Origin of the sequence: Streptomyces lucensis JCM 4490 (assembly GCF_014650035.1) — a bacterium.
Classification (GTDB): domain Bacteria; phylum Actinomycetota; class Actinomycetes; order Streptomycetales; family Streptomycetaceae; genus Streptomyces; species Streptomyces lucensis.
Genome location: NZ_BMUE01000019.1, coordinates 34606 through 50282, shown reverse-complemented (window position 1 = coordinate 50282; position 15677 = coordinate 34606). Strand labels below are relative to the sequence as shown.

The 15677-nt window shown below is 71.1% G+C and carries 16 protein-coding genes; 10 read left to right on the top strand and 6 right to left on the bottom strand.

The features are described 5' to 3' along the window. Positions 1-174: 174 nt before the first annotated feature. Positions 175-1713 carry a peptide MFS transporter gene (locus IE177_RS30625; protein ID WP_190018732.1) on the bottom strand — a complete coding sequence of 513 codons (1539 nt, stop codon included), beginning with the start codon at positions 1711-1713 and terminating at the stop codon, positions 175-177. 494 nt (positions 1714-2207) lie between these two features. Here IE177_RS30625 and IE177_RS30620 point away from each other — a divergent pair, with 494 nt between their 5' ends. Both IE177_RS30620 and IE177_RS30615 read left to right on the top strand, forming a co-directional pair. Continuing rightward, positions 2208-2885 carry a response regulator transcription factor gene (locus IE177_RS30620; RefSeq protein ID WP_190018731.1) on the top strand — a complete coding sequence of 226 codons (678 nt, stop codon included), beginning with the start codon at positions 2208-2210 and terminating at the stop codon, positions 2883-2885. A gap of 104 nt (positions 2886-2989) precedes the next feature. Continuing rightward, positions 2990-4261, top strand: coding sequence for a sensor histidine kinase (locus IE177_RS30615; protein ID WP_190018730.1), 1272 nt, complete (start codon positions 2990-2992; stop codon positions 4259-4261). Positions 4262-4282: 21 nt separating this feature from the next. On the opposite strand, the gene IE177_RS30610 is transcribed toward IE177_RS30615, so the two are convergent. After that, complete coding sequence (locus IE177_RS30610; RefSeq protein ID WP_190018729.1) at positions 4283-4789, bottom strand: GtrA family protein; 507 nt, start codon at positions 4787-4789, stop codon at positions 4283-4285. 184 nt (positions 4790-4973) lie between these two features. Here IE177_RS30610 and IE177_RS30605 point away from each other — a divergent pair, with 184 nt between their 5' ends. From IE177_RS30605 to IE177_RS30595, 3 genes are read left to right on the top strand one after another with little or no spacing between them, the layout of a single operon-like run. Further along, positions 4974-6134, top strand: coding sequence for a 5-(carboxyamino)imidazole ribonucleotide synthase (locus IE177_RS30605; protein ID WP_190018728.1), 1161 nt, complete (start codon positions 4974-4976; stop codon positions 6132-6134). Next, a complete protein-coding gene (gene purE, locus IE177_RS30600; protein ID WP_190018727.1) occupies positions 6131-6652 on the top strand; it encodes a 5-(carboxyamino)imidazole ribonucleotide mutase in 522 nt (173 codons plus the stop codon). The genes IE177_RS30605 and purE overlap by 4 nt, the downstream gene beginning before the upstream one ends. A gap of 5 nt (positions 6653-6657) precedes the next feature. Continuing rightward, positions 6658-7845 (top strand): dipeptidase, encoded by a 1188-nt coding sequence (locus tag IE177_RS30595; protein WP_190018794.1) that lies wholly within the window; start codon positions 6658-6660, stop codon positions 7843-7845. A gap of 141 nt (positions 7846-7986) precedes the next feature. On the opposite strand, the gene IE177_RS30590 is transcribed toward IE177_RS30595, so the two are convergent. After that, the gene (locus IE177_RS30590) at positions 7987-8376 is read right to left on the bottom strand and encodes a VOC family protein (protein ID WP_190018726.1); all 390 of its coding nucleotides are present in this window, start codon (positions 8374-8376) and stop codon (positions 7987-7989) included. A gap of 21 nt (positions 8377-8397) precedes the next feature. After that, positions 8398-8757: a VOC family protein gene (locus IE177_RS30585; protein WP_190018725.1), complete on the bottom strand. Its 360-nt coding sequence runs from the start codon at positions 8755-8757 to the stop codon at positions 8398-8400. Between the two features lie 121 nt (positions 8758-8878). Here IE177_RS30585 and IE177_RS30580 point away from each other — a divergent pair, with 121 nt between their 5' ends. After that, positions 8879-9412: a CGNR zinc finger domain-containing protein gene (locus IE177_RS30580; protein WP_190018724.1), complete on the top strand. Its 534-nt coding sequence runs from the start codon at positions 8879-8881 to the stop codon at positions 9410-9412. A 107-nt stretch (positions 9413-9519) separates the two neighbouring features. Here the strand turns inward: IE177_RS30580 and IE177_RS30575 are convergent, their stop codons facing one another. Then, positions 9520-10863 carry a UDP-glucose dehydrogenase family protein gene (locus IE177_RS30575; RefSeq protein ID WP_190018723.1) on the bottom strand — a complete coding sequence of 448 codons (1344 nt, stop codon included), beginning with the start codon at positions 10861-10863 and terminating at the stop codon, positions 9520-9522. Positions 10864-11044: 181 nt separating this feature from the next. On the opposite strand from IE177_RS30575, the gene IE177_RS30570 reads away from it, so the two are divergent. From IE177_RS30570 to IE177_RS30560, 3 genes are all read left to right on the top strand, one after another. Beyond that, positions 11045-12202: an acyl-CoA dehydrogenase gene (locus IE177_RS30570; RefSeq protein WP_268253192.1), complete on the top strand. Its 1158-nt coding sequence runs from the start codon at positions 11045-11047 to the stop codon at positions 12200-12202. Between the two features lie 173 nt (positions 12203-12375). Further along, complete coding sequence (locus IE177_RS30565; protein ID WP_190018722.1) at positions 12376-12744, top strand: four-helix bundle copper-binding protein; 369 nt, start codon at positions 12376-12378, stop codon at positions 12742-12744. A 72-nt stretch (positions 12745-12816) separates the two neighbouring features. After that, positions 12817-13665, top strand: a complete 849-nt coding sequence (locus IE177_RS30560) for a class I SAM-dependent methyltransferase (protein ID WP_190018721.1) — start codon at positions 12817-12819, stop codon at positions 13663-13665. Here the strand turns inward: IE177_RS30560 and IE177_RS30555 are convergent. Further along, a complete protein-coding gene (locus IE177_RS30555; RefSeq protein WP_190018720.1) occupies positions 13662-14981 on the bottom strand; it encodes an LCP family protein in 1320 nt (439 codons plus the stop codon). The two genes, IE177_RS30560 and IE177_RS30555, sit on opposite strands and share 4 nt — an antisense overlap. 118 nt (positions 14982-15099) lie before the next feature. On the opposite strand from IE177_RS30555, the gene IE177_RS30550 reads away from it, so the two are divergent. Next, the gene (locus IE177_RS30550) at positions 15100-15648 is read left to right on the top strand and encodes an acyl-CoA thioesterase (RefSeq protein WP_190018719.1); all 549 of its coding nucleotides are present in this window, start codon (positions 15100-15102) and stop codon (positions 15646-15648) included. The last annotated feature ends 29 nt before the right edge of the window (positions 15649-15677 follow it).

The following is a 15677-nucleotide window of genomic DNA, read 5'->3' as shown; positions in this document are numbered from 1 at the left end:
CGCGCGACGTCCTGAGAGGCGGCCCCGGGGTTCCGGGGCCGCCTCTTCGGCTCTCCGTCTCTTCGCCTCTCCGCCTCCACGACGCACCTCACGCCGGACCACCACGACGCCGGGCACGCCGAGAGGGCCGCCGCGTCCTTCGACGCGACGGCCCCGCACGGAACCTCGATCAGGTCAGCGCACGTCGCCCATCAGGGACTTCACGTTGCGGCGGTACATGTAGACGGCGGCGCCCGCGAGGACGGCGAGGACCGCCTCCACCAGGACCGCGCCGGACCCGCTGAGGTCGACGCCGGCCACGGCCGGGTTGGACAGCAGGCTGGTGATGGAGTCACCCGCGGTCACCGCGAGGAACCAGACGCCCATCATCTGGCTGGCGTACTTGGCCGGGGCCATCTTGGTCGTCACCGACAGGCCGACCGGCGACAGGCACAGCTCACCGACGGTCTGGATGAAGTAGATGCCGACCAGCCACATCGGGCTGACCGCGGTGCCGCTCGCGGCCATGCCCAGCGGGATCAGGAAGAACAGGAACGACACGCCGATCAGAACCAGGCCCATCGAGAACTTCACGATGGTGCTGGGCTCCCTGCCCTGCCGGTTCAGCCACATCCAGACCCAGGCGAAGACCGGGGCCAGCGCCATGATGAACAGCGGGTTCAGCGACTGGTACCAGGAGGACGGGAAGCCGAAGCCCAGCAGCGAGCTGGAGGCCTTGCCCTCACCGAACGCCTGCACGGTGGACGCGCCCTGGTCGTAGATCATCCAGAACACGGCGGCCGCGACGAAGAACCAGATGTAGCCGGTCATCTTCGACTGCTCGGTGGAGGACAGCTCCTTGTCCCGCTTGATGCGCATCAGCACACCGGCCGGGATGACCAGGCCGATGACGGTCAGCGGGATCATCGCCCAGTTCAGCGTGAAGTGGCCGGTGACGCCCACGACGCCGTAGAACACGGCCGCGATGATGACCCAGGTCAGTCCCTTGCGCAGCGAGGAGGTCCGCTCCTCGGCGCTCAGCGGCTTGGGGACGACGCTGCTCTGCGGGTTCAGGTGGCGGGTGCCGAGCAGGAACGCGGCGAGACCGACGGCCATGCCGACCGCGGCCATGCCGAAGCCGAGGTGCCAGTTGACCTTCTGGCCGACGGTGCCGATGGCCAGCGGAGCGAAGAAGGCGCCCGCGTTGATGCCCATGTAGAAGATCGTGAAGCCACCGTCGCGACGCGGGTCGTCAGGACCGTCGTACAGGTGACCCACCATCGTGGAGATGTTGGCCTTGAGCAGACCCGAACCGGCCGCGACCAGCGCCAGACCGGCGAAGAACGGGGCCTGACCGCCGGGCAGGGCCAGCACGACGTGGCCGGACATGATCGTCACGGCGGCGATGGCCACCGTCTTGCGGGGTCCCCAGACGCGGTCGCCGAGCCAGCCACCGGGCATCGCGAGCAGGTACACCATCGCCGAGTAGACGGACACGATCACCGTGGTGGTGGCCACGTCCATGGCCAGGCCGCCGCCCATGCTGCCCTTGCCGGCACCGGGGCCGCCGGAGAGCAGGTAGACGGTGAGCAGGGCCTTCATGCCGTAGTAGGAGAATCGCTCCCACATCTCGGTCATGAAGAGAGTGGCCAGTCCGCGGGGGTGGCCGAAGAAGGTCTTCTCGGAACCGGGGGTGCCCGGGCGGACCGAGTCCTTCGTCAGGCTGGACGCCATGGTCGTTCCTTGCTGGTCGGGACGCGCGGCTGGAGCGTTGCGCGCCCGGTGGGGGTGTCGGCCGGCACCGGCGGGTCGGACGCCCATCCCCACGCCCAGGGGGAGCCCGCTCCGGATCGCGGAACGGCGGACGGCGACCACCGGGATCCACGCCCCGTGACGCGTCACCGCGTCCGGAGCCCGGCCAGAGGTCATTCCTTTCGAGGCTGGTCGGCGACCAGCCCGCACACAAAAGAGACCTTCAGCGACAAGTGCCCGCCAAAGGTCCCCGGTGTACTACAGGCGTTCACGTCACTGTACGTCAGGACACTGCCGGATATGGAAGGACTTGAGACGCGGATCACAGGTGTCGGGGGAACCGCAAGACCTTTTTCGAAGGTCTCTCCTACGATCGCATCCCCAGGTCAATGGTTCGTACCAGACTGCCGTGAAGGTAAGAATCCCGGGAACCGATCACACCCCGGCGGCGGACGCGGGCGGTCTACCATCACCCCATGACCCGTGTACTGCTCGCCGAGGACGACGCGTCCATCTCGGAGCCGCTGGCCCGCGCCCTGCGCCGGGAAGGTTACGAGGTCGAGGTGCGCGAGGACGGACCCACCGCGCTCGACGCCGGCATGCAGGGCGGCATCGATCTGGTCGTGCTGGACCTGGGCCTGCCCGGCATGGACGGCCTGGAGGTCGCCCGCCGGCTGCGCGCCGACGGCCACACCGTGCCCATCCTCATCCTGACCGCGCGGGCCGACGAGGTGGACACCGTCGTCGGTCTCGACGCGGGCGCCGACGACTACGTCACCAAGCCCTTCCGGCTCGCCGAACTGCTCGCCCGGGTGCGGGCCCTGCTCAGGCGCGGCGCCGCCGAGCCGCAGCAGCCGCCGGCCACCCACGGGGTGCGCATCGACGTCGAGTCGCACCGCGCCTGGATGGGCGAGGAGGAACTCCAGCTCACGGCCAAGGAGTTCGACCTGCTGCGGGTCCTCGTGCGGGACGCCGGGCGGGTGGTCACCCGGGACCAGCTCATGCGCGAGGTCTGGGACACCACGTGGTGGTCGTCGACCAAGACGCTCGACATGCACATCAGCTGGCTGCGTAAGAAGCTCGGGGACGACGCCGCGAACCCCCGGTACATCGCCACGGTGCGCGGGGTCGGATTCCGCTTCGAGAAGAGCTAGGCGGACACGGCCTGCTACTCGTTCGGATCATGCCGGGCTCGCGGGGCGTCCTTCGGGGCTTGTCACACTGGTACGCGTAGAGCCACCCCCATCCGGAGGACCCCGTGCGTCGCCGTCTCATCCAGTCCACCCTTGCCGTCGTGCTGGTGGTGATCGCGGTCTTCGGCGTGTCCCTGGTGATCGTCGAGACGCGGACGATCAGCAACAGCGCCCAGGAACGGGTGGAGTCCGAGGCGGTGCGGCTGGCCAGCATCGTCGACAGCCGGATCATCGCCGCCGAGAACGTCAGCGCGGACGTGCTGCGCAACCCGGTCGGTGCGGACCAGTACGTGCTGATCAGCATGCCCGGCAAGGACCCCATCGAGATCGGCACCAAGCCCCGGGGCGACGTCATCCACGCCACGCAGCACGGCGAGGAGGGCGAGACGGTCACCGTGCAGGAGCCGCGCTCCGCGGTGACCCGCGAGGTCGGCCGGACCCTGCTGATCATCGGGCTGGTCGCGCTGCTCGCCGTGGTCGCGGCCGTCCTGCTCGCCGTACGGCAGGCCAACCGGCTCGCCTCCCCGCTCACCGACCTCGCCGAGACCGCCGAGCGCCTCGGCTCGGGCGACCCGCGCCCGCGGCACAAGCGCTACGGCGTCCCCGAGCTGGACCGGGTCGCCGACGTGCTGGACTCCTCCGCCGAGCGGATCGGGCGCATGCTGACCGCCGAGCGGCGCCTCGCGGCCGACGCATCCCACCAGCTGCGCACGCCGCTGACCGCGCTGTCCATGCGGCTGGAGGAGATCACCCTCACCGACGATCCGGACACGGTGAAGGAGGAGGCGACCATCGCGCTGACGCAGGTGGAGCGGCTGACGGACGTCGTGCAGCGGCTGCTGACGAACTCCCGCGATCCGCGCACCGGCTCCGCCGTCACCTTCGACCTGGACGAGGTCATCCAGCAGCAGCTCGCCGAGTGGCGGCCCGCCTACCGCAGCGCCGGCCGGGCCGTCGTCAGCTCCGGCAAGCGGCACCTGCAGGCCGTCGGCACGCCGGGCGCGGTCGCCCAGGTGCTGGCCGCGCTGATCGAGAACTCCCTGATGCATGGAGGCGGCACCGTCGCCCTGCGCACCCGGGTCACCGGCAACCAGGCCGTCGTGGAGGTCACGGACGAGGGGCCCGGAGTGCCGGCCGACCTGGGGGCGCGGATCTTCGAGCGCACCATCAGCGGGCGGAACTCCACGGGAATCGGTCTGGCCGTCGCCCGCGACCTCGCGGAGGCCGACGGCGGACGGCTCGAACTGCTGCAGGCGCAGCCCCCGGTGTTCGGCCTGTTCCTCTCCCGCACGCCCCCGACCCACAAGCCGGACGAGGACCGGCTCACGGTCCGCTGAGGACCGGCCGGCCCCCGCCGGCTACGGCACGCGCTGCCTGGGCGCCGGCTTGCCGGGCGCCGGCCTCTTCGACTCGGCCGCCAGGATCGACTCGGCCTCCCGGGCCGGCAGCGCCCGGAACACCCAGGTGCGGTACGACCAGAAGCGGAACAGGGTGGCGACGCCGATGCCGACGAACTTGAAGACGTTGCTCTGCAGCGGGCTGTCCCAGCCGAAGCCGTAGGTCGCCAGGTACAGCACGCCGTTCTCGATCACCAGGCCGATCGCGCTGAACAGCAGGAACAGCGAGAGTTCCCGGGTGCGGCCGCTCTTGTCCCGGTCCCGGTACGTCCAGTAGCGGAAGCCGACGTAGTTGAAGGCGATCGCGACGACGGTCGCGATGATGCTCGCGCGCACCACCGGAAGGTCCGAGACGTGCCGGACCAGGTTGAACACGCCGAGATTGACCAGGACGCCGGCGCCGCCGACGGCGCCGAACTTGGCACCCTCGCGTACGAGCCGTTGCAGCCCCGAGGAACGACGTTCCATGGCCCTGCAGCTCCCGTCGGTAGGTTGCGTCGACCCCGCCATGCTATCCAGCCGGGCCCGCGGACGCCCGTGGACCCGGCCCCGGCACGGAAACGAGTCGGAAAGAGGCGGGGAAGCAAAGGGTAAGAGCCCGTGACGGGGATGCGATCCGGGCCACCCCCGTCGTGGCCGATACGCTAGGGGTGTGACGTTCCCGGTAGTCGGCATGGTCGGCGGGGGGCAGCTCGCGCGTATGACGCACGAAGCGGGCATCCCGTTGGGCATCAGGTTCAAGCTTCTCAGTGACACCCCTCAGGATTCCGCGGCGCAGGTCGTGAGCGATGTCGTCATCGGCGACTATCGCGATCTGGACACGCTGCGTGAGTTCGCGCGCGGGTGCGATGTGATCACCTTCGATCACGAACACGTACCCACCGAGCACCTCAGGGCCCTGGAGGCGGACGGTATCCCCGTGCGCCCCGGGCCCGACGCGCTGGTGCACGCCCAGGACAAGGGCGTGATGCGCGCGAAGCTCGACGCGATCGGCATCCCGTGCCCGCGGCACCGGCTGGTCGCCGATCCGCAGGACGTGGCGGCGTTCGCCCGCGAAGGCCTCCCCGACGGCGCGCAGGGCGACGGCTTCCCGGTCGTCCTGAAGACCGTCCGCGGCGGCTACGACGGCAAGGGCGTGTGGGTCGTCGACTCCGTCGAGGAGGCCGCCGACCCGTTCAAGGCGGGCGTCCCGGTCCTCGCCGAGGAGAAGGTCGACTACGTCCGCGAGCTGGCCGCCAACGTCGTGCGCTCCCCGCACGGCCAGGCCGTCGCCTACCCGGTGGTCGAGTCCCAGCAGGTGAACGGCGTGTGCGACACGGTGATCGCCCCCGCGCCCGACCTGGACGAGGACCTCGCGCTGCGGGCCGAGGAGATGGCCCTGACCATCGCCAAGGAACTCGGTGTGGTCGGCCACCTCGCCGTCGAGCTGTTCCAGACCCGCGACGGCCGCATCCTCGTCAACGAGCTGGCGATGCGCCCGCACAACTCCGGCCACTGGACCCAGGACGGCGCGATCACCTCGCAGTTCGCCAACCACGTCCGTGCGGTCCTCGACCTCCCGCTCGGCGACCCCCGCCCGCGCGCCGGGTGGACGGTGATGGTCAACGTCCTGGGCGGCGACTACCCGGACATGTACTCGGCCTACTTGCACTGCATGGCTCGTGACCCCAAGCTCAAGATCCACATGTACGGCAAGGACGTGAAGCCCGGCCGCAAGGTCGGACACGTCAACACCTACGGCGACGACCTGGACGACGTGCTGGAGCGCGCCCGTCACGCAGCCGGCTACCTGAGAGGCACCATCACCGAATGAGCCCCGTTGTTGGCATCGTCATGGGGTCGGACTCCGACTGGCCCGTCATGGAGGCCGCCGCCAAGGCCCTCGACGAGTTCGAGATCGCCTACGAGGTCGACGTCGTCTCCGCACACCGCATGCCCCGCGAGATGATCACCTACGGCGAGCAGGCCGCCGACCGCGGCCTGAAGGCGATCATCGCCGGCGCCGGCGGCGCGGCCCACCTGCCGGGCATGCTCGCCTCCGTGACGCCCCTGCCGGTCATCGGGGTCCCCGTCCCGCTGAAGTACCTGGACGGCATGGACTCCCTGCTGTCGATCGTGCAGATGCCGGCCGGCGTCCCCGTCGCCACGGTCTCCGTGGCCGGTGCCCGCAACGCGGGGCTCCTCGCGGCCCGCATCCTCGCCGCGCACGACGAGGAGCTGCTGCAGAAGATGCGCGACTTCCAGCAGGACCTCAACGACCAGGCCACCGAGAAGGGCAAGCGGCTGCGCTCCAAGGTCGAGGGCGCGAGCGGCTTCGGCTTCGGGAAATGACGCGGATGCCCTCCCTGGACGAGGTCCGCGAGCTGCTGCGCGAGTTCCCGGTCGTCGACGGCCACAACGACCTGCCCTGGGCCCTGCGCGAGCAGGTCGGCTACGACCTCGACGCCCGTGACATCGCCGGGGCCCAGGACGCCCACCTGCACACCGACATCCCCCGCCTGCGCGCGGGCGGGGTCGGCGCCCAGTACTGGTCGGTGTACGTGCGCGCGGACCTGCCCGGCGCGGTGCCGGCCACGCTGGAGCAGATCGACTGCGTACGGCAGCTGATCGAGCGCTACCCGGCCGACCTGGCTCCCGCGCTGACGGCGGCCGACATGGAGACGGCGCGGCGGGGAGGCCGCATCGCCTCCCTGATGGGCGCCGAGGGCGGCCACTCCATCGCCAACTCGCTCGGCACCCTGCGCGGGCTGTACGCCCTCGGCGTGCGCTACATGACGCTCACCCACAACGACAACGTGGACTGGGCGGACTCCGCGACCGACGAGCCGAACGTGGGCGGCCTGTCCGCCTTCGGCCGCGAGGTCGTCCGGGAGATGAACCGGCTCGGCATGCTCGTCGACCTCTCCCACGTGGCGGCGACGACCATGCGCGACGCGCTCGACGCCTCCGCCGCGCCGGTGATCTTCTCGCACTCCTCCTCCCGGGCCGTCTGCGACCACCCGCGCAACGTCCCGGACGACGTCCTGGAGCGGCTGCCGGCCAACGGCGGCATGGCGATGGTGACGTTCGTGCCCAAGTTCGTGCTCCAGGCGGCCGTGGACTGGACGGCCGCGGCCGACGCGAACATGCGCGCCCACGGGCTGCACCACCTGGACACCAGCCCCGAGGCGATGAAGGTCCACCGCGCCTTCGAGGAGGGCAACCCCCGCCCCGTCGCCACGGTGTCCACGGTCGCGGACCACCTGGACCACATGCGCGAGGTCGCCGGCATCGACCACCTGGGCATCGGCGGCGACTACGACGGCACCGCGTTCACCCCGGACGGCCTGAACGACGTCTCCGGCTACCCGAACCTGCTGGCCGAACTGCTCGACCGCGGCTGGTCCAAGGCCGACCTGGCCAAGCTGACCTGGAAGAACGCGGTACGCGTGCTGGGCGCGGCGGAGGACGTGGCCCGCGGGCTCAAGGCCACGCGAGCCCCGTCCAACGCCACCATCGAGTCACTGGACGGCGCGGCGGGCTGAGCGGGCCGTCCGCCGGGGGCGGGCGGCCGGCACGACCGTCCGTTCCGCCTCCGCCCCCGGCGCTCCGCTCCGCGCCGTCGCCGCCTCAGGCACGGTCCGGCCCCGGCCGCACGAAGCGCGCCGTGCGGCCCGGAGCGCGGCTCACTCTTCGATCCGGCACAGGCAGAACGGGTGCCCGGCCGGGTCGGCGTACACCGCGAAGTCCTTCTTCTCCCGGTCCTCCACGTCCAGCGGCCGCGCGCCGAGCGCCAGCACCCGCTCGTGCGCCGCGTCGACCTCCGCCCAGGTCCGGCCCGCGTCGAAGTCGAGGTGGAACTGCTGGCCGTTGCGGTCGGCACGCGGCCACTCGGGCGGGGTGTGCCCCTCGGCCCGCTGGAACGCCAGCCGCGGCCCGCCCGGGACCCTCAGGACGACCCAGTCGTCGTCATCGGCCTGCGGGGTGCCTCCGGCCACCGCCGCGTAGAAGCCGGCCAGCGCATGCGGGTCGGGACAGTCCAGTACGACGGAACGGAAACGGGCGACGGACGCCATGGTGTCCTCCTTCGGGACGGATCAGCAGGCACAGAGGCAGAACGGGTGCCCCGCCGGGTCGGCGTAGACACGGAACGTGCGCGAGCGGTCCTCCGCGTCCAGCGGCTTCGCGCCCAGCTCCAGCACCTCCTTCTCGGCCGCGTCCAGGTCCTCCACCACGAGATCCAGGTGGAACTGCTGCGAGCGGTCCGCCGCCGGCCACCGCGGCGGCTCGAACCCGGGCGCCCGCTGGAAGGCCAGCGCCGCTCCGCCGGGCACCTTCAGGTCCACCCACTCCCCTTCTCCCTCGACCGTGCCGCCCAGCACGCCGGCGTAGAAACCGGCCAGCGCGCGCGGGTCGGGACAGTCCAGGACCACGACACCGAGCTTCGCGAGAGCCATGACTCCTCCTTGAGTCGTGCGTTACCCCTAGAGCCGGGTAACCAGTAACCGTTACCGCATGCTGCCCCATTGGCGGTAACCTCGCAACAGGATTCCGGCACACGGGAGGTACCTTGCGGGCATGAGCGAGAGAACGGCCGCCCCCGGCGGCCTGGCCCTGATCGAGTCCCTGGTGAACACCCTGGACATCGAGACGGGGCGCGACTCGCTCGACACGGCGGACGGCCGGGCGCCCTTCGGCCTCACCGAGGACGGGCTGCACGCGGCCCGCGAACTGCGCGAGTCACTGCGGGCCACCCTCCTCGCCCACGCCGGACACCCGCCGCACCGCCCGGTCACCCCGCTCGGCACGCTGCTGAGCCGCGCCCCGCTGTACGTGTCCGTCGACGACCGCGACGGCTCCGCCGCCCTCGCCCCCGCCGACGACGGCCCCCTGCTCGCCCGGATCGCCACCGCCGTCGCCGAGGCCCTGGTCGCGGGCACCTGGACCCGGCTGAAGGCGTGCGAGGCCGTCACCTGCCACTGGGCCTACTACGACCGCAGCCCCGCCGGACGCGGCCGCTGGTGCTCGATGCGGGTGTGCGGGGCCCGCGCCAAGATGCGCCGCTACCGGGCGAAGGAGCCGGACATCACGGACGGTTCACCGGCCACATGAGCCCCATGTGGTGCAGAATGCGGGAAGACGCCGGTTCGGCCGACTGAGCCTCGGCCGAACCGGCGTCCCCTTCACGCCGTTTTCCCTCCCGTCGCGTCCTCGTCGCGCTAAGCGGTGGGACGCCCCATCGCCCGGTACGTCCAGCCGGCCCGCCGCCACACCTCCGGGTCCAGGGCGTTGCGCCCGTCCAGCAGCACCCGCGCCGTCGCGACCTCGCCCAGCTCCGCCGGGTCCAGCTCCCTGAACTCCCGCCACTCCGTCAGGTGTAGCACGATGTCGGCGCCGCGGACGGCCTCCCGCGCCGACTCGGCGTAGCCCAGCGTCGGGAAGACCTTGCGGGCGTTGTCCATGCCCTTCGGGTCGTACACCGTGACCTGGCCGCCCTGGAGGTGGATCTGCCCGGCCACGTTCAGCGCGGGCGAGTCACGGACGTCGTCCGAGTCCGGCTTGAAGGTCGCGCCGAGCACCGCGACCCGCTTGCCCAGGAAGGAGCCGCCCCCGAGCGCCTCCCGGGCCATCTCCACCATCTGGCCGCGCCGGCGCATGTTGATGGAGTCGATCTCCCGCAGGAAGGTCAGCGCCTGGTCCGCGCCCAGCTCGCCCGCCCGTGCCATGAACGCCCGGATGTCCTTGGGCAGGCAGCCGCCGCCGAAGCCGATCCCGGCACGCAGGAACTTGCGGCCGATCCGGTCGTCGTACCCGATGGCCTCCGCCAGCTTCGCCACGTCGCCGCCCCCGGCCTCGCACACCTCCGCCATCGCGTTGATGAAGGAGATCTTGGTCGCGAGGAAGGAGTTCGCGGCGGTCTTCACCAGCTCGGCGGTCGGGAAGTCGGCCACCACGAACGGCGTGCCCTCGCCGATCGGCGTGGCGTACACCTCCCGCAGCAGCTTCTCCGCCCGCTCGCTGCGCACCCCGGCCACGATCCGGTCCGGGTGCAGGGTGTCCTGGACGGCGAAGCCCTCGCGCAGGAACTCCGGGTTCCACGCCAGCTCGGCGTCCGCGCCGGCCGGCGCGTGCTCGGCGAGGTACGCCGCCAGCCGGTCGGCCGAGCCCACCGGCACGGTCGACTTGCCGACCACCAGGGCCGGGCCGTGCAGGTGCGGGGCGAGGGAGGCGATCGCGGAGTCCACGTACGACATGTCGCACGCGTACTCGCCGTGCTTCTGCGGGGTGTTCACGCACACGAAGTGCACATCGCCGAACGCCCCCGCCTCGGCCCAGTCCATGGTGAACCGCAGCCGCCCCGAGGTCCCCTCGAAACCGGCCACGTGCCGGCGCAGCAGCTCCTCCAGGCCCGGCTCGTACATCGGCGTCTCGCCGCGCTCCAGCATGGCGATCTTCTCCGGCACGACGTCGAGTCCCAGCACCTCGAAACCGAGCTCGGCCATGGCGGCGGCGTGCGTGGCGCCGAGGTAGCCGGTGCCGATCACGGTGATCTTCAGGCTCATGGGTGCGCGCTCCTGCTCGGGGACTTACTCGTGCGGGGCCTGAGCATAGTCGGGCCCGCGACCGGGGAACTTTTCCGCTGTCGCGCAGCTCACGTAGGCGAGTGCGGGCCAGCCCTTTAAAATTGAGTTACTTAACGGTAATTAGCGTCAGTATCACTGCGTCTTTGGAGCGTGAGAGACCGTGGCCGGATCGGCTGACTTCGACCTGTACCGCCCGTCCGAGGAGCACGACATGCTCCGGGACGCCGTCCGTTCGCTGGTCGAGGCGAAGATCGCGCCGTTCGCCACGGCGGTGGACGAGGAGGCCCGGTTCCCCCAGGAGGCGCTGGACGCCCTGGTCGCGAACGACCTGCACGCCGTGCACGTCCCCGAGGAGTACGGCGGCGCCGGCGCCGACGCTCTCGCCACGGTCATCGTGATCGAGGAGGTGGCCCGCGCCTGCGTCTCCTCCTCCCTCATCCCCGCGGTGAACAAGCTCGGCTCCCTGCCGGTGATCCTCTCCGGCGGCGAGGAGCTGAAGAAGAAGTACCTCACGCCGCTCGCCAAGGGCGACGCGATGTTCTCGTACTGCCTCTCCGAGCCGGAGGCCGGCTCGGACGCCGCCGGCATGAAGACCAAGGCGGTCCGCGACGGCGACCACTGGATCCTCAACGGCGTGAAGCGCTGGATCACCAACGCGGGCGTCTCCGAGTACTACACGGTGATGGCGGTCACCGACCCGACCAAGCGCTCGAAGGGCATCTCGGCGTTCGTCGTGGAGAAGTCGGACGAGGGCGTCTCCTTCGGCGCCCCCGAGAAGAAGCTCGGCATCAAGGGCTCCCCGACCCGCGAGGTCTACTTCGACAACGTCCGCATCCCCGCCGACCGCATGATCGGCGAGGAGGGCACCGGCTTCGCCACCGCGATGAAGACCCTGGACCACACCCGCATCACCATCGCCGCCCAGGCGCTCGGTGTCGCCCAGGGCGCCCTCGACTACGCCAAGGGCTACGTCCAGGAGCGCAAGCAGTTCGGCAAGCCGATCGCCGACTTCCAGGGCATCCAGTTCATGCTCGCCGACATGGCCATGAAGATCGCGGCCGCCCGTGCCCTGACCTACCAGGCCGCGGCCGCCTCCGAGCGCGGCGACGGCGACCTCACGTTCCAGGGCGCGGCCGCCAAGTGCTTCGCCTCCGACGTGGCCATGGAGGTCACCACGGACGCCGTCCAGCTCCTCGGCGGCTACGGCTACACCCGCGACTACCCGGTCGAGCGCATGATGCGCGACGCGAAGATCACCCAGATCTACGAAGGCACGAACCAGGTCCAGCGGATCGTCATGGCCCGCAACCTGCCGTAACGGCCCGGGCACAAGCATCCGGCGGAGGGCGCCCCGTGGGGCGCCCTCTGTGTTTCGCGCGGGGTCCGGTCCGTGGGCCGGAAGCCGTAGGTCGACATGCGGGGCGGCACCGCGGGACGTAGGACGGAAGCACACGGGGCCCGGTCCGGGCCCCCGCCTCCCGAGGAGGAGCCATGACCCAGTCCCAGTCCGGAACGATGCCCGCCCTCACCCAGCAGATGCAGGACTGCATCGAGGCCTGCATGAGCTGCCACAGCATGTGCGAGGAGACCATGAGCTCCTGCATGCAGAAGGGCGGCCCGCAGCAGATGCAGATCATGCGCGCGCTCATGGACTGCTCCGAGACCACCCGGATGTGCGCCGACATGATGATGCGCCGCTCGCCGATGTCGGCGGAGATGTGCATGCTGTGCGCGAAGGTCTGCGACATGTGCGCCGAGGCGTGTATGTCCATGCCGGACGACCAGCAGATGATGCGCTGCGCCGAGGCGGCCCGCCGCTGTGCGGAGACCTGCCGGGCGATGGGTCACGCCGGCATGTGAACCGCCGCGCGCGGACCTGCCCGAGGGCGCCCCGTGCGGGTGCCCTCGGGCTTGTGCGGCAGGCTTGGTCCCATGACTGTGACGGACGGGACCGCGGCCTTCGACGCCGCCGAGCGGTCGATGTGGGCGGGCCGGGCCGAGGCCTACGCCAGGAGTTTCGGCCGGCTGTGCGCCTATCCGGTGCCCCACCTGCTGGACGCGGCGGGGGTCACGGCGGGGACGCGTGTCCTCGACGTCGGCACGGGCACCGGCACGGCCGCCCTCGCGGCGGGGGAACGCGGGGCGCTGGTGCGGGCCGTGGACGCCGATGCCGGGATGGTGGCGCGGGCCCGTCGGCGCGGGCTGGCGGCCGAGGTCGCCGTGCTGCCGGAACTGCCCTTCCCGGACGGGGCGTTCGACGCCGTGGTGGGGAACTTCGTGCTCAACCACGTGGGCCGGCCCCGGGCCGCCCTCGCCGAGCTGCGGCGCGTGCTGCGTCCGGGCGGCCGGATCGCGGTGACGCTGTGGGGGGCGCGGCGCGGGGCCGGACAGGAACTGCTGGGGCAGGCGTGCGCGGCGGGCGGCGCCGTACCGCCGCGGTACCTGCCGCGCCTGGACCCGGCCGAGGACTTCCCCCGCACCCCGCGGGGGCTCGCCGATCTGCTCATCGGGGCCGGGTTCACCGGGGCGGGCGCCCGCGAGCGGGTCTGGGACCACCGGACGACCGTCGAGGAGTGGTGGGGCGGCGCCGCCGGGGGAGTGGCGACGATCGGGCTCGTGGTGACCTCGCAGACCCCCGGGACCGTCGCGCGGATCCGGCGCGAGTACGAGCGTCTGTGCGCCGCCTTCGTCCCCGGGAACGCCGATGGGGAAGGGCACCTGGCCCTTCCCCACGTGGCACTCCTCGGCTCCGCCGTGCGCCAGGCCGTGTCCGCGGCCTAGTTACCGGAGACGGTGACCTTCTCGTCGTTGTTCAGCTGGTCCACGAGGGTCTTCACCTTCGCCTTGTCCCAGACCAGGTTGCCGCCCGCGGAGCCGGATATCGGCATGTTCATCGACGTGCCGTCGCCGCTGTTGACGCCCTTCATCGCCCAGAACATCGAGGCCAGGTCCCACAGGCTCATGTCCTTGTCGACGATCAGGGAGTCCAGGCCCGCGCCCATGGTCGGGTAGAACTTGAACGGGTTCAGGACCGTCGACGGGGTGGCCACCTGGTGGGCCAGGGCCGCCAGGAACTTCTGCTGGTTCTTGGTGCGCTGCAGGTCCGAGGCGGCGAACGCGTGCCGGGTGCGGACGAAGGCGAGGGCCTGCTGGCCGTTCAGCGTCTGCTTGCCGGCCTGGAAGTCGGCGCCCGACCACTTGTCCTTGAACGCCTTGTCGATGTCGATGTCGACACCGCCGACGGCGTCCACGATGTTCGCGAAGCCCTGGAAGCCGATCTCCACGTAGTGATCGATGTGCAGACCGGTGTTGTACTCGATCGTGCGCACGAGGAGCGTCGGGCCGTCGAACGCGTACGCCGCGTTCAGCTTGTTCGTGCCCAGCGGGCCCTTGATCTTGCCGGACTCCGAGCCCTGGAACTTCGGGATCGTGACGTTCGAGTCGCGCGGCAGCGAGATCAGGGTGTCCCCGTTGTCGCCGACGTGCAGGATCATCATCGAGTCGGTGCGCTTGCCCTCGGCGCCACCGGTGTGCAGCTTCTTCTCATCCTCCTTGGACATGCCCTCGCGGCTGTCCGAGCCGACGATCAGGTAGTTGGTGCCGTCGCCCGCCTCGGGCCGGTCGATGACCTTGGACAGGTCCACCTCGCGGCGCAGCTTGGAGTCGGCCCAGAAGTAGGTCGCGATCGACGTGACGACCAGCACGGTGGCCAGGGTGATCGCCGTCCACTTGATGCGGCGCCGCCAGTTCGGCGCGGGGCGCGGCGCCCGGGCGGCCGTGCCCTCGGGGCCGCCCGGGCCGTGGCCGCCGGGACTGCCGTAGACCTGGCCGGTGTTGTAGCCGCTGTCGTACTCGCCGTAGCCGGAGCCGTCGTCGTACCCCTGGCCGTCGACGTACGACGGCTGCTGCGGGACACCGTTCGCGTACGGCGGTGCCGACGGGTCGTTGCCGTAGGCGGAGCGCTGCCCGGGCGGTACCGCCGGGCCGCGGCGCACCTGACGCATCACGCGGGCGCTCTCCGGCTGCGCGCCGGCACTGCCGCGTCCGTAGCGCGTGCCACGGTTGTCGTCGGACCATCCCTCGGGCCAGTCATTCATGGGCCCCAGTGTGCAGGGCCGCAGTACGTGCCTTACAAGGGTTGTCGGAAAATCAGGGCGGCGCTGTTGCGAATCTGACACAAATTCCGCGAATGTCACCAGGACATAAGGTGGGGGCATGACAGACCAGGCCACGGACATGGAACCGGATATTCCGGGCAAGCCCACGTCCGCCTCCCGCACCACCCTCAGCCACATCATGACCCACAACGACACCAACCTGCTGGGGACGGTGCACGGCGGCGTGATCATGAAGCTCGTCGACGACGCGGCGGGCGCCGTGGCCGGCCGGCACTCCGGCGGTCCCGCCGTCACCGCCTCCATGGACGAGATGGCGTTCCTGGAGCCGGTCCGCGTCGGCGACCTGGTCCATGTGAAGGCCCAGGTGAACTGGACCGGCCGGACCTCGATGGAGATCGGCGTCCGGGTCCTCGCCGAGCGCTGGAACGAGTCCGCCCCGGCCACCCAGGTCGGTTCCGCCTACCTGGTGTTCGCGGCCGTCGACGCCGACGGCAAGCCCCGCCGGGTGCCGCCGGTGCTCCCGGAGACCGACCGCGACCGCCGCCGCTGCCAGGAGGCCCAGATCCGCCGCACCCACCGGCTGGCCCGCCGCCGGGCGATCCGTGAACTGCGCGAGCAGCGCGCGGCCGAGGGCTTCGAGGATTAGCAACTTCCTTTCTTCCGCGGGAGGTTGTA